The sequence below is a fragment of the Rugosimonospora africana genome (genome assembly GCF_016862975.1).
GTDB classification, from domain to species: domain Bacteria; phylum Actinomycetota; class Actinomycetes; order Mycobacteriales; family Micromonosporaceae; genus Rugosimonospora; species Rugosimonospora africana.
Genome location: NZ_BONZ01000067.1, coordinates 40,521 through 64,954, shown reverse-complemented (window position 1 = coordinate 64,954; position 24,434 = coordinate 40,521). Strand labels below are relative to the sequence as shown.

The window sequence follows — 24,434 nt, the reverse complement described above, 5'->3', positions numbered from 1 at the left end:
AGGGAGGAGACGTCGTGCGCATGGCTGTCATCGGGGGAGGCCCCGGCGGTCTGTACTTCTCCGCGTTGGCCAAGCAGCTCGGACCGGAGCACGAGATCACGGTCTGGGAGCGCAACGCGGCCGACGACACCTTCGGATTCGGCGTGGTGTTCTCCGACGAGACGCTGGGTGGCATCGAACACGCCGACCCGACGATCCACCGGCGCATGGAGTCGGAGTTCGCCCGGTGGGACGACATCGACGTGCGGTACCGCGGCGAGACGGTCACCAGCGGCGGGCACGGCTTCGCCGCGATGAGCCGCAAGCGACTGCTGGAGATCATGCAGGAGCGGTGCGCGGAACTCGGCGTGGTCGTGCACTTCGAGACCGAGGCCCCGGACACCGCGACGCTGTCCGCGACCCACGACCTCGTCGTCGCGGCCGACGGCCTCAACTCCGCCGTCCGCTCGGCGCATGCGGACGCGTTCCGGCCGAGCCTGGACCGGCGGGCGTGCAAGTACATGTGGCTGGGCACCGGCAAGGTGTTCGACGCGTTCACGTTCGACATCCGGCAGACGCCGTACGGCGTGATGCAGGTACACGCCTACCCGTACGACGCGAAGAACAGCACCTTCATCGTCGAGATGAACGCCGCCGTGTGGAAGGAGGCCGGCTTCGACAGCTTCGCCACCCAGCCGCTGGCACCCGGTGAGTCCGACGAGAAGTCCATCGCGCGGGTCACCGAGCTGTTCGCCGACGTTCTCGACGGCCACCCGGTGATGGCCAACAACTCGCGGTGGATCAACTTCACCACCGTACGCAACCGGCATTGGCGCCACGGCAACATCGTGCTGCTCGGCGACGCCGCTCACACGGCGCACTTCTCCATCGGCTCCGGCACCAAGCTCGCCATGGAAGACGCCCTGGCGTTGGCCGCCTGCCTGCACGAGAACGACAGCGTGGACGCCGCCCTGAGCGAGTACGAGACCGAACGCAAGGCCGTCGTCCTGTCCACCCAGCGGGCCGCGCAGGCCAGCCTCGAATGGTTCGAAAACCTCGGCCAGTACCTCGACCAGGACCCGCTGCAGTTCGCGTTCAACATCATGACTCGCAGCCGGCGCGTCACGTACGACAACCTTCACCTGCGCGATCCCGAGTTCGTGCGCCGGGTCAACGCCGCGTTCGCCGAGCGGCAGGACGGTGGCCCCGCACCCGGTGGCCCCGCACCCGATGGCCCCGCCGACCCGGACACGCCACCGATGTTCCAGCGGTACCGGCTCGGTGAGCTGGACCTCGTCAATCGCATCGTGGTGTCGCCGATGGACATGTACCGGGCGACGGACGGCATGCCCAACGACTTTCACTTCGTGCACCTGGGCGGCAAGGCCCTCGGCGGCGCCGGGTTGGTCATGACGGAGATGGTGTGCGTGTCCGGCGCCGGGCGCATCACCCCGGGCTGCACCGGCATCTGGACCGACGAACAGGCGCGGCAGTGGTTGCGGCTGACCGACTTCGTGCACCGGGAGAGCGCCGCGAAGGTGGGGATCCAGCTCGGCCACTCCGGGCGCAAAGGCTCGACCAGGCTGATGTGGGACGGCATCGACGAGCCTCTCGACGACGGCAACTGGGAAGTCGTCGGGCCGTCGCCGCTGCCGTACCGGCCCGGTGTCAACCAGCGGCCCCGGGAGCTGACCGAGGAGGACCTGGCCCGCATCAGGCAGCAGTTCGTGGATGCCGCCCGGCGTGCCGACGCGGCCGGCTTCGACCTTCTCGAACTGCACTGCGCACACGGATACCTGCTGTCTTCGTTCATCTCGCCGATCAGCAACCGGCGCACCGACCGGTACGGTGGTGACCTGGACAGCCGGCTGCGGTACCCGCTGGAGGTGTTCGCCGCCGTCCGCGACGTGTGGCCGGCCGAAAAACCGATGACCGTGCGGATCTCGGCGACCGACTGGGTGGACGGCGGGATCACCGGCGACGACGCGGTCACCATCGCGGCCCGGTTCAAAGCCGCCGGCGCCGCCGCCATCGACGTCTCGACCGGACAGGTGACCCCCGACGAGACTCCGGCGTTCGGCCGCTCCTACCAGGCCCCGTACGCTGACAGGATCCGTAACCAGGTGGGCATCCCGACGATCGCGGTGGGGGTCATCTCGTCGTACGACGACGTAAACTCGCTCCTTCTCGCCGGCCGCGCCGACCTCTGCGCGCTCGGGCGGGTCCACCTGTACGACCCGAACTGGGCGTTGCACGCCGCGGTCGAGCAGGACTATGACGGCCCCGGCGTGGTGTGGCCGAATCCCTGGAAAGCCGGCCGGCGCAGGCCGCAGACCGGCCGGACCGACGGTCCCAAGCCGAGGCTGCGGCTGATCCGGGACGGGGTGCCGGGCACGCGACACGCACGGTGGCGGCCATGAGCGCGCCCATGAGTTCGGCCATGAGTGGCTTGGAGCCGGAGCAGCGGGAGTACGTGCGCTGGGTCCGCGAGGTGGCGGTCACCCAACTGCTGCCCCTGGCCGACGTGACCCTGGCCGACGTTGCGCTGGATAACGAGACCGCGCACGGGCACGTCAACCGGCCGCTGCTGGCCGCGATGGGCAAGCACGGCCTGCTTCGCGGATTGTTCGGCGGTTCACCCGACCGGCCGCCGACCGACGCCGCGGCGATGCGACTCAGCCTGCTCAGGGAGACCATCGCCGGGGTGTCGGTCGAGGCGGAGACCGCGCTCGCACTTCAGGGACTGGGCAGCTATCCGATCCTCCAGTCCGGCGGCCCGGAGACGGTCGAGCGGTGGATCCCCGGCGTGGTGCGCGGGATCACCGTCGCCGCCTTCGCACTGACCGAGCCGGAAGCCGGCTCCGATGCCGCCGCGCTGAACCTGCGGGCGGAGCCGGACGGCGACGGCTGGCGGCTGTACGGCGAGAAGTTGTGGATTTCCAACGCCCCCGAGGCCGATGTCTACACCGTCTTCGCCCGGACCACACCGGGGGCGGGTGCGCGCGGTGTCACCGCGTTCGCGGTGCCCGGCGACGCCGACGGGCTGTCCGGCGAGCACCTCGAGCTGCTCTCGCCGCACCCCATCGGGCGTCTGCGATTCGACGCGGTACGGGTCGGGCCCCCTGACGTCCTCGGTGAGGTCGACGCCGGGTTCCGCGTCGCGATGCGCACCCTCGACCTGTTCCGGCCCAGCGTCGGCGCGTTCGCGGTGGGCATGGCGCAGTCGGCGATCGACGCCACCCTCGACCACGTCAGCACCCGGCAGGCATACGGCGGGCCGCTGTCCGACCAGCAGTCGGTCCGTCACACGCTCGCCGACCTGGCCACCCATCTGCAGGCCGCGCGCCTGCTGGTCTACGCCGCGGCCCGGTGCTACGACGCGGGCGGCACCCGTGGCGAGATCACCCGGTCGGCGGCGATGGCCAAGCTCTTCGCGACCGAGGCCGCGCAGAGGATCGTGGACCAGTGCGTGCAGCTCCACGGCGCCCGGGCCCTGCAACGCGGTCACCTCCTGGAGCGCCTCTACCGCGACGTGCGCGCACCGCGCATCTACGAGGGGGCGTCCGAGGTGCAGCGCTCCATCATCGCCCGCGAGCTTTTCAGGGAGAGGGCAGCTCAGTGACACGATCCGGGCCAGCGGCACGATCCGGGGCAGCGACACGATTCCGCGCGTCCGCGCCGCTGACCACCGAGTGGAAGCATTTCGACTTCGCGGTGGACGGCCCGGTCGCGACCGTCACGTTCAACCGGCCGGAGAAGCTGAACCCGCTCACCTTCGAGTCGTACGCCGACCTGCGGGACCTGGTCACCGAGCTGCCCCACCACGACGGCGTCAAGGTCCTGGTCATCCAGGGGCAGGGGCGCGGCTTCTGCGGCGGCGGCGACGTCAACGAGATCATCGGCGAGCTGATCACGATGAAGGCCGGCGAACTCATGAAGTTCACCAAGATGACCGGCGACGTGATCCGCGCGATGCGGGAGTGCCCGATCCCGATCATCGTCAGGATTCAGGGCATCGCGGCCGGCGCCGGATCCGTGATCGCGCTGGCCGCCGATTTCCGCGTGGTCGGCCGGTCCGGCCGGTTCGCGTTCCTGTTCACCAGGGTCGGGCTGTCCGGCGGCGACATGGGGGCGGCATACCTGCTGCCCCGGGTGGTCGGCCTCGGCCGCGCCACGTCGCTGCTCATGCTCGGCGACACCATCGACGCCGAGACCGCCGACCGGTACGGCCTCGTCTCGCACCTCGTCGACGACGACGAGTTGGACTCCGCCGTGGCAGCCCTGGCCGGACGGCTCGCCGCGGGTCCCAGCCTGGCGTATGCCCAGACGAAGTCACTGTTGACCCGCGAACTGGACATGCCGCTGTCGGCCTCGGTCGAACTCGACGCGATGACTCAGGCGCTACTGATGACCACCGAGGACCACGCCGAGTTCCACGCCGCGTTCACCGCCGGGCGCGCGCCGGACTGGAAGGGGCGGTGACATCCCGGGCGGTGACGTCGCGGGAGGTGACGGCGCGGGAGGTGACGTCCCGGGCGGGTGGTCCGGCCGCCCTCGTGGCCCGGGTGCCGATCTCCCGCAGGTACTCGATGAGCTCCGGCGGCTCGTGCACCTCGAACCCGCAGCCGAGCGTCAACAGCCGCCAGGCGAGCCACTCCAGCGTGTCGGTGTGACTGCGCAGCCGGCAACTGGCCTCGTCGATCGGCTCCAGGTCGGCCGACGCGCCGAGCCGGCCGGCCACCCGCTCTACCGGTGCGTGCAGGGTCGCCACCGCCTGGTAGACCGGGGCGAGTTCGAACAGCTTGGCGGTCACGTACGCGGCGACGTCGGCGGCCGGAAGCGTCCGTGGCATGGTGCGCGCCCCGGTTGACCGCGGCGCGTCGATCCGGTCCACCCGGAACAGCCGCCAGTCGCCGCGACCGTTGTCGTAGCCGACCAGATACCACCGCCGGCCCGCCGACACCAGCTTGTGCGGCTCGACCAGCCGCTCGCCGGAGACGCCGTCGTGCCGCGTGTAGGTGAAGCGCAACTGCTCGCGGCTGGTGACCGCCGCGGCGAGCACGGTCAGGTGTTCCGGATCGACCGTCGGGCGGTCCCAGATGAGCAGCGGTTCGGTGGCCGCGCCCAGCGTGCTGACCCGGCGGCGCAGCCGGGAGGGCAGCACCTGTTCCAGCTTGGTCAGCGCCCGCACCGAGGCTTCGTCGATGCCGGCCACCGCGTGCCCGGCCGCCGTGCGCAGGCCGACCGCGATGGCCACCGCCTCCTCGTCGTCGAGCAGCAGCGGCGGCATGGCCTTGCCGGCGACCAGCCGGTATCCGCCGGTGGTGCCCATCGTCGCCTGAACCGGGTAGCCCAGGTCGCGCAGCCGCTCCACGTCACGCCGGATGGTGCGCAGGCTGACACCCAGCCGGGTGGCCAGCTCACTGCCGGGCCACTCGCGCGGGGTCTGGAGCAGTGACAGCAGGTTCAGCAGTCGGGCAGGCGTGTCGGGCATGGCTGAATGATGCCACCGATGTGTGACAGGATCTGACCTACATCCCGCCTAGCCTGGCGGGCATGAAGCCATTCCGGATCGAGATTCCCGACGCTGACCTCGACGACCTGCGTACCCGGCTGTCCCGCACCCGGTGGCCCCGGCAACTGCCCGGGGACGGGTGGAGCCGCGGGGTGCCGCTGGACTACCTGCGCGACCTCGCCGGGTACTGGGCGAACGGGTACGACTGGCGGGCACACGAGGCACGGCTGAACGAGTTCCCTCAGTTCGTCACCGAGATCGACGGGCTGGACGTGCACCTGCTGCACGTACGCTCGCCCGAGCCGGACGCGCTGCCGTTGATCCTGACGCACGGGTGGCCGAACTCCGTCGTGGAGTTCACCGAGCTGATCGGTCCGCTGACCGACCCCCGGGCGTACGGCGCCGATCCGGCGCAGGCGTTCCACGTGGTCGTACCGTCGGTGCCCGGCTTCGGGTTCTCGTCGGCGCCGGCGGAGACCGGCTTCACGGTCGCCCGGGTCGCCCGGATGTGGGCCGAGTTGATGCGTCGCCTCGGGTACGACAGGTACGGCACCCAGGGTGGCGACCTCGGCGCGTACCTGGCGCCCGAGGTGGCGAGAGTAGCGCCGGAGCACGTCGTCGGCGTGCACATCGACGCGGGATTCGGCATGCCGACGGCGGCCGACGTGCCGGACATGAACGAGGCGGAGCGGGTCGAGTGGAAGCAGATGCAGCAGTGGATGAGCGGCGGCGTGGACCATCACGCGCTGCTGCGGACCGCGCCGATGACCTTCTCGTACGCCTGGAACGACTCGCCGGTCGCGTTGCTGGCCTGGATGATGCACAAGTTCAAGGAGTTCACCTTCATGGTGCCGACCCCGGAGCAGGCGATCGCCCGGGACCACCTGCTCACCAACGCGAGCCTCTACTGGTTCACCGGCACGTCGGGTACATCCTCGTGGCCCATGTACGAGCGGGTGACGCTGGCCGAGGACGGCGAGTTCGCCTGGCCGATGGGGCAGAAGCGGGTACCGTCCGGCGTGTACGCGGGCGGGTCTGCCCTGATGCGACGGCTCGCGGAGCGGGACAACCAGATCGTCCACTGGCCCGAGGGGAACACGGGTGGCCACTTCGTGGCCATGGAGAAGCCGCTGGCGCACGCGGCTGACATCCGGGCGTTCTTCGACAGGCTGCGCTGAGATTCCAGCGTTCTCCGGCACGCTGCGCTGGGGTCCCAGGCAGCGCCGGACGCCGCCTTCGGTCAGCCGGCTACCCGGCCGGCGTTGTCCCAGCCGGTGTTCGCGTACTCCCGGGTGACATCCTCGCGGCGCACCGGCTCGCCGCAGGTGCGGCAGGTCACCTGAGTCTCCAGGTCGTGTCCGTGGTGCTTGATGCGCACCGGTGGGTCGGTGACCGCCCACCGGTCGCCCCACTCCAGCAGCGCCTGGGTGACCCGTGCGAGGTCGCGGCCGGCGTCGGTCAGCCGATATTCCTCCCGGCGCGGAGAGTCCTGGTACGCCTGCCGGCGCAGGATCCCGGCCTCGACCAGGGCCTTGAGCCTGGCCGCGAGCCGGTCACGGGGCGCGCCGGTGTTGCGGGCGATCTGGCTGAACCTGCCGTTGCCCAGCAGCACCTCCCGGACGATCAGCAGGCTCCACCGGTCTCCGAGGACCTCCAGCGCGGCGGCCACGGAGCACGGGCGACCCGGCAGCGTGGTGGGGTCGATGCGGGTGGGGTCGATGCTGGTGGGGTCGGTGCGGGGCGTCGAGGCAGCCGAAGTCGAGGCCGTCGACGTCGAGCCAGCCGACGTCGAGCCAGCCGAAGTCGAGGCGGTCGAGGCGGTCGAGGCGGTCGAGGCGCTCACAGTCACCACACCAGCATCCCACACCAGGCGGTTTGCTTTTCAAACCATGGCGTCCTACGGTACCACTCGTGATGGTTCGAGAATCAAACCGACGGGTGACCGTGGCCGTCGTCGTGCTGGCCGTGTTCATGACCAACCTCGACCTGTGGATCGTGAACGTTGCGCTGCCCGCAATGGGTGCCGGCTTCGCCCAGGGTGGACACGCACCCTCGCTCGGCGCGCTGTCCTGGGTGCTCAACGCGTACGCGATCGCGCTCTCCGCACTGCTCGTCGTCGCCGGCCGGGCGGCCGACCGGATCGGCCAGCGGCAGGTGTTCCTCGCCGGGGTGGTGGTGTTCACCGTCGCGTCGGTGGCCTGCGCGCTGGCGCCGAACCTCCCAGTACTGGTGATCGCCCGGATCGTGCAGGCCGTCGGTGCCGCCGCGCAGCTGCCGAGTTCGCTGTCGCTGATGCTGGCCGTCGTACCCCCGGCCCGGCGCACCGGCGCGACCCGTGGCTGGGCGGCGGTCGGCGGCCTGGCCGCGGCGGCCGGACCGGTCCTCGGCGGCCTGCTCGTGGAGATCGACTGGCGCTGGGTCTTCGTGGTCAACCTGCCGATCGGCATCGGTACGCTGATCGCCGGCGCGCGGGTGCTGCCGCGCCCCACCGCCCGGGAGGCCGGGCCGCTGCCCGACCTGGTGGGCGCGGTCCTCATCACCGCGTCTGTGGCGACCCTGACGGGCGCGCTCGTGCAGGCTCCGGACTGGGGCTGGACCTCGGCGCGCACCCTGGGCCTGCTCGCGGTCGCCGCCGTCACCGGCGCCTGGTTCACCCGTCGCTGCCTGCGCCACCCCACGCCATTGCTGGAGCTCCAACTGTTGCGGCTGCCCCGGTTCGGCATAGCCAACACAGGCATGTTCGTGTTCAGCGTCGCCTTCGCCATCATGCTGCTGTCGAACGTGCTCTGGTGCCAGGACGTGTGGCACTGGTCGGCGCTGCGTACCGGGCTGGCGATGGTGCCGGGCCCCGCACTCGTACCGATCGTGACGCTGCTGTCGGCCCGGGCGGCGCGGCGCCTCGGGCACGGCCCGTTCATCATCATCGGTGGCCTGCTGTTCGCCGCCGGGATGGCGTGGCGGGTCGGATCGGTGTCGGTCACTCCGGACTACGTCCGCGACCTGCTGCCCAGCATGCTGCTCGGTGGTACGGGAGTGGGCTTCGCGCTCGGCACCCTGATCGCCGCCGGGGTCACCTCGCTGCCCGGGCACCGGTCGGCGACCGGCTCCGCGCTCGTGAACTCGGGACGCCAGATCGCATCGTCGGTCGGCGTCGCCGTACTGGTCACGTTGATCGGCAAGCAGATCGACGCCGGTTCGATCGGCGCCTTCCGGGCGGGCTGGGCGATCAGCGCCTGCCTGTCGGTCGCTTGCGCGCTGACCGGCGTGGTGCTGCTGCGGCCGGGCCGGCAACCGTCCGTACCGGCGCCGAGTCCAGAGGTGGCCACCGAGTCGGTGTCGGCGTAGCCGGTACCGGGGGCGCCCCGGTACGGCAGTGCCGCTGTCCGTACCGGGGCGCCCGCCCCGACAAGGCCCGCTCTGGTGCCAGGAGCGCGGGGTCGGAGCTCTCTTCGGTGCCGGTGCTCAGGGTCGCCAGTTGAGCGTGGTCGGAGAACTCCCACGTCCAGTTCGCAGATCTGAGTCCGATCGAAGAAGCGGCGCGGACGCCCGAGGCGTTACACCCCACGGCGTCGTCATGCCCCATGGCGTCGCTCTTCCTCACGGCGTCGCTGCACCGCGCGGCGTCGCTGCACCTCATGGCGTCGCGCCACCTCATGGGTCGCGCCACCTCATGGCGTCGCTACATCCCGTGGCGTCGCTTCACCTCACGGCCTTGAGTCCCCCGCGGATCGCGACCCGGCGAGCCTCACTGATATGGTGCCGGCCATGGTCGCCCAGTCGTCCAAGCGAGAGATCGCCGGAGACTCGAGCCGCACGAGACCGGAACTGCCCAGGCGGGTCGACCAGATGCGGATTCTGACCTGGTTCCAGTGCCACCTCACCCTGGTGACCCTGGTCGTCTCGGTCATCGTCGGGGCGATAGTGAGCGGCCGCGAACTGTCGTCCACCGGGGCGGACGACCCCGTCGAGCGGCAACTGGGTCACATCGAGGTGCTGATCCTCGCGCTGCCCGCGACCGCGATCCTGCTGGCCATCACCGCGGCCCTGGTACGCCGCGGTTTCGCCGTCGCGTTTCCCCTGGTGATCCTCTGCGAGCTGGCGGTGTTGGTGGACGTCGGGTTGGCGCTACGGGCCGGCGTCGTCCTCAGCATCGTGACGCTGCTGCTGGTCATCCTGGGTGCCTGGATCGTGTCCAACCTGGTTCGCCGGGAGGTTTGGGCTTTCCTGCTGCGTTCGTCGCGCACCTCGGCGAACTGAGCGCGGCGAACTGAGCGCGGCGAACTGAGCGCGGCGAACTGAGCGCGGCGAGGACCGCTCGCTCGCCCGGCCCGCAAGCCCGGCCCCGCCCGGCCCGGCCCGGCTCGGCCCGCAAGGCCGGCCCGCAAGCCCGGCCCCCCACAACTCCGCCACCGACGAAGCCCGGCCCCCCCGCACCTCGGCCAGCCACGCAGCCCAGCCCCGCGGCCCAGCCTGGCCACCGACGCCACTCGGTCACCGGCCCGGCCTGGCCTGGCCCGGCCCGCATTCCGCCACGGACGCGGCCCGGCCACCGACGCGGCCCGGCCACCGACGCGAGGTGAGCGCGCTATGCCAGCGCGGGCAGCATCCCGGCCGCGAGCGGGCGGTGATCCTCGATGAGCGCCCACAGTTCGGGCAGCCGGTCGGCCTGCGCGGCGACCAGCGGATCGGTACGGCGTAGCCAGGCGAGGTGCCGGCACGCGTGCACCGCGACGTTGTCCAACCCGACCACTGCCGGGCTCGGAGCGAACTGGTCGTCGCTGCGCGCGACGGCGGTACGCGGGTTCAGCCGGCACGCCGCGGCCGGGTGCGGGTCCGGCAGTGCCGCGTAGGTGAGCACGACGCCGCCCGGCTCGAACCGCCACGACGTCGAGTGCAGCAGTGCGCCGGCGGTGGGACTGGCCGGATCGAACCCGGCCACGGCCCGGGCGAGCGCATCGGGATGGTCGTCGCGGAGTGGTGCACGGGCTGACCGGTAGGTGAGGAACGGGCCGACGTGGCCGAGCAGCACGGTCTCCACGGTCACCCGGACGCCGTCTGCCGCCCGGAGACTGCCTGCCGCCCGGACGCCGTCTGCCCCCCGGACACCGTCGGCCACCCGAACGCCGTCTGACGCCCGGACGCCGTCTGACGCTGCTCGGGTCACCGAGTCCACCAACTCGTCTGACCTCATGACGCCTGAGTCTAGTAGTTGCAAGCTACTGGCAATTAGCCGCCCCTCTCACTATGCTGACCGCATGATCGAACCCCTGAAACCCGCCCTCACCCGCGCGAATGCGCTCGCCTGGCAGCAGAGCTGGGATCGGCAGCAGGAGGGCTTCATGCCCGACCGGGAGCACCGGTTCGCCGCCATGATCGACACCGTCGACGCCCTGACCCACGACCGGGATCGACCGCCACGGGTACTCGATCTGGCGGGCGGCACCGGTTCCATCTCCCAGCGCCTGCTCCGGCGTCGCCCGGACGCCGAGATCACCGTGGCTGACCTCGACCCGGTCCTGCTGCGCATCGCTCGCGCCAGCCTTCCGGACACGGTCACCATCGCCACCGTCGACCTGCGCGATCCGGCGTGGGTCGTCGGGTTGGCCGCCGGGTTCGACGCGGTCCTCACCGCGACCGCCATGCACTGGCTGGCCGCCGACCGCCTCGCGACGGTGTACCGGGAGGTGCGCGACCTGCTGGCACCGGGCGGCGTCCTGATCAACGCGGATCACATGACCGACGACGGGCTGCCCACGCTCAGCACGGCACTGTCCACTTGGGACAAGCGCCGCCGGGACGCTTGGTACGCCGCGGCCGCGGTCCGCTCCTGGGAACAGTGGTGGGAGCACGTCGCTTCCGATCCAGTCCTCGGGCCGCTGAAGGTTCGGCGCGACGAGCTGTTCAGCATCCACCACTCGCAGGAATGGATGCCGCCGGTGTCCTGGCACCTGGCCGCCCTGCGCGATGCCGGGTTCACCGAGACGGGCATCGTCTGGCGGGGCGGCACCGACGCCGCGGTGGCTGGGCTCAAGCTCTGAGCCCAGCCAACCGATCACGGCTCCGGGCCGGGTCGCCGGTTGGCCATGAGTACCGCGGGCACGGCCGGCCGCGACGATCAGCGCGGCGGATACCCACAGGGTGCGCCGCGGCTCGCCTGTGCGCGGCCCTGCCTGTGCGCGGCCCTGCCTGTGCGCGGCCCCGCCTGAGCGCGGCCCGCGTCAGCCGAGCGCCAGCCGCCTGCTCTCCTTCACGAAAGCGATCGGCGTCCTGCCCCGCTGGTAGTCCGCGAGCGTGTGCTGTACCGCCGAGTCGACCTGGGCGTGGCTGTACCCGTGCGTGTCAGAGTTGTCGGGGTCGGCGACGATGCCGGCGACCGCCAGTTGCCGGGTCATCGCGATCAGGGCGGCGGTGCGGTCGTTGTCGGTGGTGCCGGTCTTACCGGCGATCTGGTACTCGCGGGGCACGATGCCCCGCGTCTCCGAGGCGGTCTCATCGCCGCGACATCCGCCGTAGAAGGCCTGGTCACCGACCGGGCAGCGGGCCGCGTCGAGGGCGGCTCGCGCCACATCCGCGCTGACCGCCCGGGTACAGCGCGGATTGCCGGCGTCGAGCCGTTTGCCGCCGAAGTCCCGGATCTCCAGTACCGGCAGCGGCTGGCAGTACATGCCCTCGGCGGCTACGGCGGCGTACGCACCCGCCATCTCCAGCGGGCTCGCGGCCGCGACGCCCTCGGTGAACGCACCCCAGTTGGAGCCGTGCTTCGCCAGGTACGCATCGGTACCCGGGGTGCCGGGGTCACCGTTGAACGTGACGCCGAGCCGTTCCGCCATGTCCACCACGTTCTGCGCGCCCACCCGCTGTTCGAGCGGGACGAAGAAGGTGTTGACGGAGGAGCCGAACCCGGTCCACATGTTGTACGGACCGAGCTGCGTGGGGGAGTCGTTGGTCGGGCAGTAGCGGTCACCCTGGCAGGTGGCCGGACCGCCGGGCGCGACGACATAGTTCGATACGAAGGGATTCGTTGTATTGATGGTCGTGGACAGCGGGAGGCCCTCCTGCAACGCGGCGAGCATGGTGAACATCTTGAACGTCGAACCGAACTGGTAGCCGCCGTTCGCGGCGCCCGTCTCGTCCGGGCCGCCCAGCAGCGGAACCGTGGTGTTGGGATAGTTGCCCTTCTGGCCGTGCCTCGCCCGGTTGGTGCTCGGCCCGTTGCCGCTCTGGTCGTTGCTGAACGTGCGATTGACCGCCATAACCGCGATGTGGCCGGTCCCCGGCTGCACCGCGGCGAGCATCAGAGCGTCCGATGCCTTCAGGTCCTTGGCCTGCGCCGTGATGTGTGCCACCGCATCGGCCTGGGCGTTGGCATCCAGCGACGTGTAGATGGTGTACCCGCCGGTCTTGAGTCGTTCGTCGCGGTCGTACTGGTTGGCGCCGAACGCGGGCTGGTCGAGCCACCAGCGGTAGAAGTAGTCGCAGAAGAAGCCCCAGGTGTTGTTGGCGACCCTGCCGCAGCCGTTCAGCGAAGGACGGTCGGCGAGAGCGACCGGTTTCTGGTTCGCCGCGTCCGCCTGTGCCTGGCTGATGTCGTGCATCCGCACCATGTTGTCGAGCACATACGTCCGCCGTTGCAGGGCCTGGGGTTTGCCGGCCGCGGTGGAGGGGTCGAACGCGCTGGGCGCCTTGACCAACCCGGCCAGGAGCGCGGCCTGATCCAGCGTGAGATGCTTCGGGTCTTCGTTGAAATACACCTCGGCGGCGGCGTAGATGCCGTAGGCGCCGTTGCCGAACGGGGCGATGTTCAGGTAGCGCTGCAGGATCTGCCGCTTGCTGAGCTTCTTCTCCAGCGCCAGTGCGAGTTTCATCTCGCGTACCTTGCGTCCCGGTGTCTCGGCGGTGGCGTCGACGATCTGCTGCGGTGTGTTGGCCGAGTACTGCAGCGCCTGCCGCACGTACTGCATGGTCAGCGTCGACGCGCCCTGTGCGGTACCGCCCGACTTCTGGTCGGCGACCAGGGCGCGCACCACCCCCTTGAGGTCCACCCCGTGGTGTTGGTAGAACCGCATGTCCTCGGCGGCCACGATCGCCTCCGTGATGTACGGCGACATGTCGTCGATGGATACGTCCCGGCGGTTCTCGTCGTAGAACGTCGAGATGAGGGTCTTGCGGTCGGACGCGTAGAGGTAACTGATCTGTGGTGTCTGCTGGACGGTCAGCACGCTGGGCAGGCTGTCGAAGCCATCGGCTCCGGCCTTGGCCGAGAGCCCCCCGAGGGCCGCCGCGGGAAACAGGGCCGCGGCCACCACGACTCCGGCCAGCAGCCCGCAGATGAGAAGGGCTGTGGCGTTGGGCAGCAGGCGACGACGGCGTGAACGAAGCGGCATGACCAGCAGCCTGCGTCCGCGTTTCCATGCGGTCAAAGACACAAAAGCTGGGTTCCATGCTGTATCGGTATATAGCATTCCGGTCGTGGACCTGGTCGCAGCCTGCCGTGTATTCGTGCATGTCGGTGAACGCGGGAGCTTCACGCTCGGTGCCGCGACAGCCCGGGTGCCGCAGTCCGTGGCGAGCCGGCGGATCGCCGCCCTCGAACAGCACTTCGGTGAGCGGCTGTTCGACCGTTCCGCCCGCCGGGCCGCGCTGACCGTGTTCGGACGAGACATGCTGCCGTCCGCGAAGCGACTCGTGCAACTCGCCGACGCGTTGCAGGATCAGGCCGAGCAGGCGAAGCTCCGGCCGCTCGTGCTCGCGGTACCGGACACCTGCTCGGTGCGGCGGCTAGCGTTGCTGGAAGCGGCCGCCCGCGCGCAGGGCACGATCCTCGACTTCCGCGCGGCCGGCCCGGCCGAACGCGCGGAACTGTTGCTGTCCAGTGAGGTCCGGGTGGCACTCGTCACAGTGCCGCCGGACGAAGCCGCCTGGGTGGTACCGCTCGGTGTCGCCTCCGCGGCGAACCGGACAGGGGCGAGCGCCACCAGCGCGACCCTAACGGGGGCGGACGCGGGAACGGCAGGCACCGGGGCAGCGGGCGCGAGAACGTCGGCGGACGCTGGGCCCAGGCCGCTGCGCATCGAGACGCTGCGACCGCGGCGCGGGCAACGCTCGTTCACCCGGATCTGGATCCAACCGGAAGACGACGTACCCCAGATCAGGGACCGGATGGAACAGATCAGTCATCGCACCGCCCTGGTACCCGCGCAGATCGCCGTCGCGGCATCGCTGACCGCCGCCGTGTCCGACGTCCTGCGCACGGGTAACCTGCTGCTGTGCTCGCCCGTACAGGCCGAGGAGTTGGGGCTGCACTGGCGCCCGCTGGCGGGAGCGCCCGTGGCGCGGGGGTTCACCGCCGCCGCGGCGACCCGGGAAGACGCGCAGCGCCTGCGCGACGGACTCCGAACACAGGTCGCGTACTGCCTGGGAGCGCCGGTGGACTCACCGGAGGGGCAGACTCACGGGAGGGGCCGGTGACCGCTGAGAAACTCGTCCGCGAACTTCGCGGCATGTTGGAGGACGCCGGCCTGTCCGGCTCGTTCCTCGTCCGCGACCTGTCCAACGGCGACGAGATCGGCATCGACCCGGACCTCGAGTACCCGATCGCGTCGCTGGTGAAGGTGCCGCTCGCGGTGGCCGTGCTCGAACGCGTCGACGACGGCCGCATCGATGCGGCCACGATGATCGACGTGCCGCCCGGGCGGATCGAGTCGGCCGGCCCGACGGGGTTGAGCAGGTTCCGTCACCCGGCCCGGATCGCCGTCGAGGATCTGCTCTACCTGAGCACCGCGATCAGTGACAGCGCCGCGGCGGACGCGCTGTTCGACCTCGTCCCGCCGGCCGAGGTCCACCGGGCCATGCTCGACGCGGGAATCGCCGGCATCACGGTACGGCATCCCATGCGCGACCTCGTCGACACACCGGCGGAACGGTTCGAACCGGGCAACGTCCACCTCGCCCACTCGCTCGCGATCGGGGCCCGGACGTCCGGGCGCGGCCACGCGGTCGCGCAACTCGACGTCAGCCGCGCCAACTCCGGCACGGCGCGGGCGTTCGTCGATCTGCTGGAAGCCCTGTGGGTACCGTCGCGAATCCCGGCCGGCGTCGCCGAACGGGTCCGGCTGCTCATGGCGCAGAACGTCATCCGGCACCGGCTGGCACCCGATTTCAGTTCCGATGCGTCGACCTGGTCGGCCAAGACCGGCACAATGCTGAACGAGCGCCACGAGATCGGTGTCGTGGAGCACGACGATGGTGGGTTGTTCGCCGTCGCCGCCCTGACCGAGTCCACCGTGCCCGCGGTGATCCAGCCCGCGGCGGAGGCGGTGATGGCCCGCGTCGCCCGGATCCTGCACGACCACCTGCGCGGGTAGCAACTCCGACGCCGGGCCGGACGGTAGCTCGCCGATCGGGCCATGGTGCGCCCGTTTATGATCCTGCGAGCTGCTCTACCTGCTCGAGCGCCGGTTCTACCCGCTCAGACGTCGCTCTACCCGCTCGAACACGCTCCACCTGCTCAAGTGCCGCTCTACCTGCTCAAACGGGGGAAATCATCATGCGTCGGCGAGTCGTGCCGGTAACCGGTGGGTTGTGCGCGACCCTGGTACTCATCGTGACGGTCCTGTCCGGCTGCGGGGCACCCCACGGCGTCGACGGCGACCTCACCAACGACTGGCCGGCGCTGCCCACCGCCACGATCGTCGCCCCGGCCGTCGGCGACTGTTACCCGAACCACGTCACCGACAGCTGGTCCGCCGACGTCACCACGGTGCCCTGCGACGGCGACCATGAGGCCGAGACCGTCTTCGTGGGCGCTTTCTCCACCAACCGATCCAGCCCACCGGCCGGGGGAAGCCAACTGCGGGCCGACGCGTACGCGCAGTGCCAGAACGGCGCCGGGCGTTACCTGGGCGGCGACTACCACAGGGGAGCCCTGCAACTGTTCATGCTTCAGCCAACCCAGGGCGGCTGGGACGGCGGCGCCCGCTGGTTCCGCTGCGACATCGTACGGTTCAAGGGCGCGTACCTGGACGCGGTCGATCGCAGTGCCGGAAGCGTGAGGGGCGGCATGGCCGGCTCCCATCCGCTCGAGGAGACCTGCAAGACGATCGACGACGACGGCGACGGGAGCATCGTCGACGAGCAGCTGACCGACTGCGCCAATCCGCACAACGCCGAACTCGCCGGCTTGTTCACTCCGCCGGTCACCGCCTGGCCGGCCGGAGCGGACACGCGGAACAGACTGGGTTCGCAGGGCTGCGAGGCGGTGGTGGCACGGTACCTCGGCTTCTCCGGTACCACGATCGACAGCCCATACCTGGGGTGGGAGCACACCGATTTCGCGCAGCGCCAGTGGTTGATCGGCGACCGTACGATCCAGTGCTTCGTCATCGGGTTCAAGAACGACTCGACCAACGGGGTGCGATTCGTGGGCAGTGTGAAGGGCATCCGAGCCGGGAAGCCACAGGGCTGGTCCTGAGCTCTGCCGGAGCCGTACGACATCGCCCGCTCGGGCCACCGTAGCGGGGCGCCTCCACCGCATCCCGCAGCCTTCCGGCGATCGCTTGCGCCTGGGCGAACGGCCGCCAACGAGAACGTGTTGTCCACAACGGATCCACGCCTCTGCCAGGCTGTGGACGTCTGGAGTGGACGCCGCCGAGTTATCCACAGGGTTCTTGGTACGGCTAGGAAGTGTCGTATGCCGTCGGTAGCGTCGGGTTCGTGGATAGGCCGTGGGCCGCCGTGCAGGACGCGCTCAAGGAGTGTGCGCGGGTTTCCACGTGGGCGCGGTCGCCGCAGGAGTTGATCGATGATGTCGACTGGGTTCAGGTGTTGTCGTGTCAGCTGGCGGCGCTGAATCTGGAGTTGTTGCGGGAGGTCGACGCTCAGGGCATCCCGGCGCGGCTGGGTGCTGCGAATACGACCGCGTGGATCCGTGACCGGTACCGGCTATCCGCTCACACGGCCAGCCAACAGGTCAGGCTCGCCGCTGCCTTGGACCCTCGGATTCCGGAGACGGCAGCGGCGTTGGTCGATGGCAGCATCAATGTCGAGCAGGCGCAGCTGATCGCGAAGGCGGTGCCGACTCTGCCGGGGCAGTATCAGGCCGATGGGGAGAAGTTCCTCATCGACCAGTGCGCACACCTGGGGCCGAGGGAGTCGGGTTGGCTTGCCGAGCGACTGCTGGACCAGATCGCACCCGAGGTTGCGGAGCAGCGAGCGGCGGAGCGGTTGGCTCGGAGCGAGGAACGTGCTTACGCCGACCGGTGCTTTAACCTGACTGACCTGCACGGCGACGCTCGAGTGCGCTTTTCCGGGTGGCTGGACCGGGAGTCAGCGGCCGTCGTCCGGGCCGCGATCGACCCGCTGTGCGCGCCCCGATCCAATCCGAACGGTGCAGGCCCGCGCGACTCGGATGCGCGCGACTGGGATGCGCGCGGCTCGGGCCTGCGCAGTCCAAACCCGCGCACCGCGGATCCGCGGGACTCGGGGCCGTGCGACTCAGGTCCGCACGACTCAGGTCCGCGCGACTCAGACCCGCGCACTCCGGGGCAGCGGCGGGCCGATGCCTTGGTCGAGGTGTGCCGGCTGGCCCTGGCCTGTCGCGACCTGCCCGACAACGCGGAACAGCAACCCCGCCGCAACAACTACCACTGACGCGAATAGCAAGCACCCGACGCGAATGACAACCACCGCACGGTCGCGTCCACCGAAGAGTCGCGCCCACGGCACGGTCGTGGCCAGCGCACAGTCGCAGCGACCGGGAAGTCGCAACCATCGGGGAGCCGGCTAGATGCGCCGGCACCGTCCGGATCGATCGGCAGCCTAGCTCTGTCGTAGCCGGGCGGCCAATCGACATGCCTGACAGTCAGGGACGGCCCCGCCGTCCAGCCGGCGGACGGTCGGGAGTCCAGCGGTCGGGAGTACAGCGGTCGGGGAATACAGCGGTCGGGAGTACAACGGCCGGGGAATACAGCGCGCGATCCAGGCCGGGCGAGGAACGGACGCCTGCGGCTCGCGGGCCGCCGCTAGAGCGCGAAGTTCCCCGAGCGTGAGGTCCCTCGATCGTGTGATCCCTCGATCGTGTGGTGTCCCGATCGTGTGGTGTCCCGATCGGGAGGTGCTGAGCGGGAGGTACCGCTGGACAAACCGAGTTAGGTAAGGTTAACCTAACTCGCGCCTTGGGGATTCGACCCATCCGCTTGTATTGCGAGAGAGATTCCTTATGTCGTACTCAACCAGGTTCACCCGTCGCGGCCTGCTCGCCGCCGGCGGCATAGCGTCCGCCGGTTTCCTTCTGACCGCGTGTGGCAGCGACTCGACGAGCAGCGGTTCAGCGAGCGGCGACTCAGCGAGTGGCGACTCAGCGAGCGGCGGCGATTCGACGAGCGCCTCCGGCAGGCGGACCGGGGGCGGCTGGTCGTTCACGGATGACCGGAAGACGACCGTGACCGCGCCGGGCGTCCCCTCCCGCGTCGTCGCGTTCACCGGTACCGCCGCCGCCCTGGTCGACTTCGGCATCGACAAGCAGATCGTGGGCGTGTTCGGCGAGACCAAGCGGGGGGACGGCAAACCCGATCCGCAGGCCGGCGACCTCGACGTCAACAGGGTGACGATCCTCGGCAACGTCTGGGGCGAATTCAACATCGAGAAGTACGCGGCCCTGCGGCCCGACCTGCTGGTGACGCACATGTACGACCCGGGACAGCTCTGGTACGTACCGGATGAGAGCAAGAGCAAGATTCTGCAGCTTGCCCCCAGCGTGACGATCAGCACCGGACGGGTGCCGCTGACCACGCCGATCGAGCGGTACGCCGAGTTGGCCGCGTCACTCGGCGCCGATCTGAAGGCGAAGAAGGTGACCGACGCCAAGGCCCGGTTCGAGGCAGCGTCCGCGGCGCTGCACCAGGCGGCGACATCGAACCGGATCAAGGTGATGGCGGCTTCCGGCAGCCCCGATCTGTTTTACGTGTCGAGCCCCGAGGTCAGCACCGACCTCATGTACTTCGCGCGGCTCGGCGTCGACTTCGTCGTACCTCCGAAGCTGGACCCGGGCGGCTACTTCCAGAGCCTCAGTTGGGAGAACGCCGGATCATACGCCGCCGACGTGATCCTGCTCGACAACCGTGACTCCGCGTTGCAGCCCAAGGATCTCGCGGCCAAGCCCGCCTGGACGCGGCTGCCCGCGGTGAAGGCCAACCAGGTCGCGCCGTGGAGCGCGGTCCCGCGATTCTCGTACGCGGGCGCCGCACCACTGCTGGAAGACCTCGCCCGCGCCATCACGAACGCCAGGAAGGTCAGCTGACCGCCGGCCGGTGCTCAGGGAGACCCGGTGTTCAGCAGGAGACCAGGTGCTCGGCGTAGCCGGTGGTGGTGAAGAAAGCCGGCAGGTCCTCCGCCAAGGCGTGCCGGGTGAGCAGGTCGGCCGCGGCGTGCAGGCGTCGCAGCGGGTCGCCGGAGCGTCCGGCGGCCAGCCGGCTCAGCTCGCCGGCGAGGAGGGACTCGACGAGCTCCCCGGTGACCCGGCCGCCGTCGGCGATCGGGGTGGCCTGCTGTACCCACTGCCAGAGCTGGCACCGGGCGATCTCCGCGGTCGCCACGTCCTCCATGAGGTTGTCGATGGCGGCGGCCCCGGTACCGGCCAGCCAGGCGTCGAGGTAGCGCAGCGCCACGGACACGTTGGCGCGTACGCCGGCCGACGTGACCCGGCCCGGGGTGCGGTCGACCGCCAGCAGGTCGGCTGCGGTGACCGTGAGGTCATCGCGGAGCCGGTCGAGTTGGTGCGGCCGGTCGGCCAGTACCGCGTCGAACGCGCCCCGGCACACCTCGACCAGACCGGGATGGGCGACCCAGGAACCGTCGAACCCGTCGGTCGCCTCCCGTTGCTTGTCGGCGAGCACCCGGGCGACAGCGATGTCGTTGGTTTCCGGGTCCCGGGTCGGGATGAACGCGGCCATGCCGCCGATCGCGTGCGCGCCGCGCCGGTGGCAGGTGCGCACCAGCAGTTCGGTGTACGCGCGCATGAAGGGTACGGTCATCGTCACGTCGGAACGGTCGGGGAGCACGAAGTCGTCGCGCTGACCGAAGTTCTTGATGACGCTGAAGATGTAGTCCCACCGGCCGGCGTTGAGCCCGGCGGAGTGCTCACGCAACTCGTACAGGATCTCGTCCATCTCGAATGCGGCCGTGATGGTCTCGATCAGCGTGGTGGCCCGGATCGTACCCGGCGGCATGCCGAGATACTGCTGGGCGAACACGAAGACGTCGTTCCACAGCCGGGCCTCGTGGTGGCTTTCCAGCTTCGGCAGGTAGAAGTACGGCCCGAGCCCCGCGTCGACCTGCAGCCACCCGCAGTGCAGCAGGTACAGGCCGAAGTCGACGAGGCTGGCCGAGATCGGCCGGCCGTCGACGATGATGTGCTTCTCCACCAGGTGCCAGCCGCGCGGGCGTACCACGATCGTGGCGGGCCGGTCGCCCACCCGGTACCGCCGGCCACGGGCGTCGGTGAAGTCGATGTCCCGGTTGATGGCGTCCAGCAGGTTCAGTTGCCCGCCGATGATGTTCGTCCAGGTCGGCGACGTGGCGTCCTCGAAGTCGGCGAGCCACACCCGGGCACCCGAGTTGAGCGCGCCCACGGTCATCTTCCGATCGGGCGGGCCGGTGATCTCCACCCGCCGGTCGACCAGCCCGGGCGCGGGCGCGGCGACCCGCCAGCTGTCGTCCGCGCGGATCGCCGCGGTCTCCGGGAGGAAGTCCGGCAGTTGGCCGGAGGCGTACCGGTCGCGACGGGCCCGCCGGGTGTCCAGGAGCGCGACCCGGCGGGCCGCGAACTCGCTGTCCAGCGCGACGAGGAAGTCCAGCGCCTTCTGGTTCAGGATCTCTTCGAACCGTTCCGGCATGGAGCCGGCGATGGTGATTCTCACGAGAACTGCGCCTCCTCGGTAGAACCGCGCAACGCGGTGGTCTCGCCGGCCGGGTTGAGCACGCTGGAGATGAGGTCGAAGTAGCCCGTACCGACCTCGCGCTGGTGCTTGACCGCCGTGTACCCGTGCGCCTCGGCGGCGAACTCCCTCTCCTGCAGCGAGACGTACGCCGGCATGCCGTCACTGGCGTACCCGCGGGCCAGGTCGAACATGGAGTAGTTGAGCGCGTGGAAGCCGGCCAGGGTGATGAACTGGAACTTGTAGCCCATGTGGCCGAGTTCGCGCTGGAACTTGGCGATCGTCGCGTCGTCGAGGTGCTTGCGCCAGTTGAACGACGGCGAGCAGTTGTAGGCCAGCAGTTGGTCGGGGTATTGGGACTTGACGGCCTCGGCGAACTGCCGGGCGACCTCGAGATCCGGTGTGCTGGTCTCCATCCAGAGCAGGTCGGCGTGCGGCGCGTACGCCAGGCCGCGGGCGATGCACGGGTCGACACCGTTGCGTACCCGGTAGAAGCCCTCCGCGGTGCGCTCGCCGGTGAGGAACTGCCGGTCGCGTTCGTCCACGTCGGTGGTCAGCAGCGTGGCGGCCTGGGCGTCGGTACGCGCGATGACCAGCGTGGGAATGCCCGCGACGTCCGCGGCCAACCGCGCCGCGTCGAGCGTGCGCACGTGCTGGCCGGTCGGGATCAGTACCTTCCCGCCGAGGTGGCCGCACTTCTTCTCGGAGGCGAGCTGATCCTCCCAGTGCACGCCGGCGGCACCGGCCACGATCATCGCGGTCATCAGCTCGTACGCGTTGAGCACTCCACCGAATCCCGCCTCGGCGTCCGCCACGATCGGGGCCAGCCAGTCGAACCCGGGCTTGTCGGAGCCCGGCTCGCTGCTCTCTGCCTTGCTCCCCTCGGCAGTCGTGATCTGAGCCGCGCGCACCAGCGCGTTGTTGATGCGCCGGACCACCGCGGGTACCGAGTTCGCCGGGTACAGGCTCTGGTCGGGGTACGTGTGCCCGGCGAGGTTCGCGTCGGCCGCGACCTGCCAGCCGGACAGGTAGATCGCCTTCAACCCGGCGCGTACCATCTGCACGGCCTGGTTGCCGGTCAGCGCCCCGAGGGCGGGCACGTAGTCCTCCTCGGCGAGCAGTCGCCACAGCCGTTCGGCACCGCGCCTGGCAAGCGTGTGCTCCTCGCGTACGGCGCCGCGCAGCCGGATGACGTCCTCCGCACTGTACGGCCGCTCGACGCCCCGCCAGCGGGGATCGTCGGTCCACTCGGCCCGCAGTTCTTCCGCCGTTTCGCTGCCCGTGGTTTCGGTGCCCATGATTGCCTCCATTGCCGTCGCGTGCCGTTCACGGTGACACGGCCGCGTCGGCGCGGTCGAGGTACGGAAACAGCCAATTACTGAAAAGTCGATCGGCGATTCTGCCAAGTTGCGAAGCAGTTCTTTTCAGGCGTGCTAATGGTCGTGCTAACGTGTCCTATGGAAAAGACGTTCGCCGGAGTGCGCCTGCGCCGGCTGCGCGAGGAGCACGGACTCAGCCAGGTCGACCTGGCCCGGCAGCTCGCCATCTCGCCGAGCTACCTCAACCAGCTCGAGCACGACGTGCGACCGATGACCGTGCCGGTGCTGATCCGCGTCACCGAGCTGTTCGGGGTCGACACCGCCTACTTCGCCCCGCACGACACGCCCCGGATGGTCGCCGACCTGCGCGAAGCGCTGCCAGCCCGGACCGCGGTCGGCGACCTGGCGGAGGTCGCCGGCAAGTTCCCCGAGGTCGCGGAGTCGATCATCGACCTCTATCGCCGCTACCGGCAGGTCGCCGACCAACTGGCCGAACTGGTCGACGACCGGGAACTGGTCACCGGCCGCAGCCCCCACGACCAGGTCAGTGACTTCTTCTACCGGCGCCAGAACTACGTCCACACCCTCGACGAGACCGCCGAGATGCTCGCCGCCGACATGGGCCTGCGCCGGGGCGAGGCGGCGGAAGCACTGCGCGACCGGCTGGCCGAGCGGCACGGGATCCAGGTCGCCCGGCAGGGTGCCCGGGACCTTCGGGGCGACCTGCACCGGTACCGGTCGGGTGACCGCACGCTGTATCTGTCCGCGTCGCTGCGTCCCGGGCAGCAGGCCATCCGGATGGCCGCTCAGATCGCGTTGCTGGAATACGCCGACCTCATCGACGAAATCGTCGAGGAAGAGAAATTCACCGACACTCAGACGCAAATTCTCACCCGGGTCGGACTGGCGAAGTATTTCGCCGCCGCGCTTCTGCTGCCGTACGGCGACTTTCTGGAAACGGTCGAGCGGATGCGGTACGACATCGAGTTGCTCACCGACCACTACGCGATCGGTTGGGAGACCGTGTGCCACCGGCTGAGTACCCTGCAGCGGCCGAAGGCGCGCGGGGTGCCGTTCTCTTTCGTCCGGGTCGACCGCGCCGGCAACATGTCCAAGCGCCAATCGGCCACCGGCTTCCCGTTCTCCCGATCGGGTGGCACGTGTCCACTGTGGAATGTGTATGAGGCGTTCAGTGCGCCCGGCCGGGTGATGACCCAGGTCGCGGCGATGCCCGACGGGCAGCGGTACCTGTGGATCGCCCGCACCGTGATCCACCGCAACGGCGGGTACGGCCAGCCGGGCAAGGCGTTCGCGATCGGGTTGGGCTGCGAGGTCCGGCACGCGGGACGCCTCGTCTACTCCGCCGGCATGGATCTGTACGCCACCGAGGCGGCCACTCCGATCGGACCGGGCTGCAAGACGTGCGAGCGCATGACCTGCCCGCAGCGGGCCGCCGCGCCGATCGGCCGGCAGCTCGACCTGGACGAGAATCGCAGCACCTTCATCCCGTACCCCCTCACTCAGGACGCCCGCTGACCCTGCCGCGACCGACTCCTGCAGCGGTCCGGCGGCGTCGGATCAACGACGGTACTGAGGTGTCCCAAATAGGTCCGCAACGGTTGCTTGTTGACAAGGCGGACGCGCAGCCCGCACGCTTACGGTCAGTGACAGGTCCCGCAGGCGGCGACC

19 protein-coding genes are annotated in these 24,434 nt (G+C 70.0%); 13 read left to right on the top strand and 6 right to left on the bottom strand.

The features are described from left to right. The first annotated feature begins 20 nt into the window (after positions 1 to 20). From Raf01_RS32960 to Raf01_RS32950, 3 genes are read left to right on the top strand one after another with little or no spacing between them, the layout of a single operon-like run. Positions 21 to 2,399, top strand: coding sequence for a bifunctional salicylyl-CoA 5-hydroxylase/oxidoreductase (locus tag Raf01_RS32960; RefSeq protein WP_239134151.1), 2,379 nt, complete (start codon positions 21 to 23; stop codon positions 2,397 to 2,399). Positions 2,400 to 2,419: 20 nt separating this feature from the next. After that, entirely contained in the window at positions 2,420 to 3,601 is a 1,182-nt protein-coding gene (locus tag Raf01_RS32955; protein WP_203921983.1) for an acyl-CoA dehydrogenase family protein, read from the top strand. Next, positions 3,598 to 4,461 (top strand): enoyl-CoA hydratase family protein, encoded by an 864-nt coding sequence (locus Raf01_RS32950; protein ID WP_239134133.1) that lies wholly within the window; start codon positions 3,598 to 3,600, stop codon positions 4,459 to 4,461. Before Raf01_RS32955 ends, Raf01_RS32950 begins: the two co-directional genes overlap by 4 nt. On the opposite strand, the gene Raf01_RS32945 is transcribed toward Raf01_RS32950, so the two are convergent. Then, a complete protein-coding gene (locus tag Raf01_RS32945) occupies positions 4,424 to 5,473 on the bottom strand; it encodes a helix-turn-helix transcriptional regulator (RefSeq protein ID WP_203921982.1) in 1,050 nt (349 codons plus the stop codon). The genes Raf01_RS32950 and Raf01_RS32945 overlap by 38 nt on opposite strands. A gap of 62 nt (positions 5,474 to 5,535) precedes the next feature. Here Raf01_RS32945 and Raf01_RS32940 point away from each other — a divergent pair, with 62 nt between their 5' ends. Continuing rightward, a complete protein-coding gene (locus tag Raf01_RS32940) occupies positions 5,536 to 6,672 on the top strand; it encodes an epoxide hydrolase family protein (RefSeq protein ID WP_203921981.1) in 1,137 nt (378 codons plus the stop codon). Positions 6,673 to 6,734: 62 nt separating this feature from the next. On the opposite strand, the gene Raf01_RS32935 is transcribed toward Raf01_RS32940, so the two are convergent. Continuing rightward, the gene (locus Raf01_RS32935; RefSeq protein ID WP_239134132.1) at positions 6,735 to 7,343 is read right to left on the bottom strand and encodes a winged helix-turn-helix transcriptional regulator; all 609 of its coding nucleotides are present in this window, start codon (positions 7,341 to 7,343) and stop codon (positions 6,735 to 6,737) included. A 65-nt stretch (positions 7,344 to 7,408) separates the two neighbouring features. On the opposite strand from Raf01_RS32935, the gene Raf01_RS32930 reads away from it, so the two are divergent. Beyond that, positions 7,409 to 8,839 carry a DHA2 family efflux MFS transporter permease subunit gene (locus Raf01_RS32930; RefSeq protein WP_239134150.1) on the top strand — a complete coding sequence of 477 codons (1,431 nt, stop codon included), beginning with the start codon at positions 7,409 to 7,411 and terminating at the stop codon, positions 8,837 to 8,839. Between the two features lie 420 nt (positions 8,840 to 9,259). Continuing rightward, the gene (locus Raf01_RS32925) at positions 9,260 to 9,751 is read left to right on the top strand and encodes a hypothetical protein (RefSeq protein WP_203921979.1); all 492 of its coding nucleotides are present in this window, start codon (positions 9,260 to 9,262) and stop codon (positions 9,749 to 9,751) included. 328 nt (positions 9,752 to 10,079) lie between these two features. On the opposite strand, the gene Raf01_RS32920 is transcribed toward Raf01_RS32925, so the two are convergent. Beyond that, a complete protein-coding gene (locus tag Raf01_RS32920) occupies positions 10,080 to 10,685 on the bottom strand; it encodes a hypothetical protein (protein WP_203921978.1) in 606 nt (201 codons plus the stop codon). A gap of 64 nt (positions 10,686 to 10,749) precedes the next feature. On the opposite strand from Raf01_RS32920, the gene Raf01_RS32915 reads away from it, so the two are divergent. Further along, entirely contained in the window at positions 10,750 to 11,532 is a 783-nt protein-coding gene (locus tag Raf01_RS32915; protein WP_203921977.1) for a class I SAM-dependent methyltransferase, read from the top strand. 180 nt (positions 11,533 to 11,712) lie between these two features. Here the strand turns inward: Raf01_RS32915 and Raf01_RS32910 are convergent, their stop codons facing one another. Then, entirely contained in the window at positions 11,713 to 13,878 is a 2,166-nt protein-coding gene (locus Raf01_RS32910; RefSeq protein ID WP_203921976.1) for a transglycosylase domain-containing protein, read from the bottom strand. An 85-nt stretch (positions 13,879 to 13,963) separates the two neighbouring features. Here Raf01_RS32910 and Raf01_RS32905 point away from each other — a divergent pair, with 85 nt between their 5' ends. From Raf01_RS32905 to Raf01_RS32885, 5 genes are all read left to right on the top strand, one after another. Beyond that, positions 13,964 to 14,962 (top strand): LysR family transcriptional regulator, encoded by a 999-nt coding sequence (locus tag Raf01_RS32905; RefSeq protein ID WP_203921975.1) that lies wholly within the window; start codon positions 13,964 to 13,966, stop codon positions 14,960 to 14,962. Continuing rightward, entirely contained in the window at positions 14,959 to 15,858 is a 900-nt protein-coding gene (locus Raf01_RS32900) for a serine hydrolase (protein ID WP_203921974.1), read from the top strand. The genes Raf01_RS32905 and Raf01_RS32900 overlap by 4 nt, the downstream gene beginning before the upstream one ends. A gap of 182 nt (positions 15,859 to 16,040) precedes the next feature. Continuing rightward, positions 16,041 to 16,964 carry a septum formation family protein gene (locus tag Raf01_RS32895; protein ID WP_203921973.1) on the top strand — a complete coding sequence of 308 codons (924 nt, stop codon included), beginning with the start codon at positions 16,041 to 16,043 and terminating at the stop codon, positions 16,962 to 16,964. Between the two features lie 242 nt (positions 16,965 to 17,206). Continuing rightward, positions 17,207 to 18,142, top strand: a complete 936-nt coding sequence (locus Raf01_RS32890; RefSeq protein ID WP_203921972.1) for a DUF222 domain-containing protein — start codon at positions 17,207 to 17,209, stop codon at positions 18,140 to 18,142. A gap of 568 nt (positions 18,143 to 18,710) precedes the next feature. Next, complete coding sequence (locus Raf01_RS32885) at positions 18,711 to 19,790, top strand: ABC transporter substrate-binding protein (RefSeq protein ID WP_203921971.1); 1,080 nt, start codon at positions 18,711 to 18,713, stop codon at positions 19,788 to 19,790. A gap of 31 nt (positions 19,791 to 19,821) precedes the next feature. Here the strand turns inward: Raf01_RS32885 and aceB are convergent, their stop codons facing one another. Together aceB and aceA are read right to left on the bottom strand one after the other, a co-directional pair. After that, positions 19,822 to 21,408 carry a malate synthase A gene (aceB, locus tag Raf01_RS32880; RefSeq protein ID WP_203921970.1) on the bottom strand — a complete coding sequence of 529 codons (1,587 nt, stop codon included), beginning with the start codon at positions 21,406 to 21,408 and terminating at the stop codon, positions 19,822 to 19,824. Then, entirely contained in the window at positions 21,405 to 22,724 is a 1,320-nt protein-coding gene (gene aceA / locus Raf01_RS32875) for an isocitrate lyase (protein ID WP_203921969.1), read from the bottom strand. Before aceA ends, aceB begins: the two co-directional genes overlap by 4 nt. A 159-nt stretch (positions 22,725 to 22,883) precedes the next feature. Here aceA and Raf01_RS32870 point away from each other — a divergent pair, with 159 nt between their 5' ends. Next, the gene (locus Raf01_RS32870) at positions 22,884 to 24,281 is read left to right on the top strand and encodes a short-chain fatty acyl-CoA regulator family protein (protein ID WP_203921968.1); all 1,398 of its coding nucleotides are present in this window, start codon (positions 22,884 to 22,886) and stop codon (positions 24,279 to 24,281) included. Positions 24,282 to 24,434: the final 153 nt, after the last annotated feature.

Excerpts from the sequence above, each read along its gene's own strand:
- Raf01_RS32960 (WP_239134151.1), top strand. The coding sequence starts at position 21 with ATGGCTGTCATCGGGGGAGGCCCCGGCGGTCTGTACTTCTCCGCGTTG.
- Raf01_RS32955 (WP_203921983.1), top strand. The coding sequence starts at position 2,420 with ATGAGTGGCTTGGAGCCGGAGCAGCGGGAGTACGTGCGCTGGGTCCGC.
- Raf01_RS32945 (WP_203921982.1), bottom strand. The coding sequence starts at position 5,473 with ATGCCCGACACGCCTGCCCGACTGCTGAACCTGCTGTCACTGCTCCAG.
- Raf01_RS32940 (WP_203921981.1), top strand. The coding sequence starts at position 5,536 with ATGAAGCCATTCCGGATCGAGATTCCCGACGCTGACCTCGACGACCTG.
- Raf01_RS32930 (WP_239134150.1), top strand. The coding sequence starts at position 7,409 with ATGGTTCGAGAATCAAACCGACGGGTGACCGTGGCCGTCGTCGTGCTG.
- Raf01_RS32925 (WP_203921979.1), top strand. The coding sequence starts at position 9,260 with ATGGTCGCCCAGTCGTCCAAGCGAGAGATCGCCGGAGACTCGAGCCGC.
- Raf01_RS32920 (WP_203921978.1), bottom strand. The coding sequence starts at position 10,685 with ATGAGGTCAGACGAGTTGGTGGACTCGGTGACCCGAGCAGCGTCAGAC.
- Raf01_RS32915 (WP_203921977.1), top strand. The coding sequence starts at position 10,750 with ATGATCGAACCCCTGAAACCCGCCCTCACCCGCGCGAATGCGCTCGCC.
- Raf01_RS32910 (WP_203921976.1), bottom strand. The coding sequence starts at position 13,878 with ATGCCGCTTCGTTCACGCCGTCGTCGCCTGCTGCCCAACGCCACAGCC.
- Raf01_RS32895 (WP_203921973.1), top strand. The coding sequence starts at position 16,041 with ATGCGTCGGCGAGTCGTGCCGGTAACCGGTGGGTTGTGCGCGACCCTG.
- Raf01_RS32885 (WP_203921971.1), top strand. The coding sequence starts at position 18,711 with ATGTCGTACTCAACCAGGTTCACCCGTCGCGGCCTGCTCGCCGCCGGC.
- aceA (WP_203921969.1), bottom strand. The coding sequence starts at position 22,724 with ATGGGCACCGAAACCACGGGCAGCGAAACGGCGGAAGAACTGCGGGCC.
- Raf01_RS32870 (WP_203921968.1), top strand. The coding sequence starts at position 22,884 with ATGGAAAAGACGTTCGCCGGAGTGCGCCTGCGCCGGCTGCGCGAGGAG.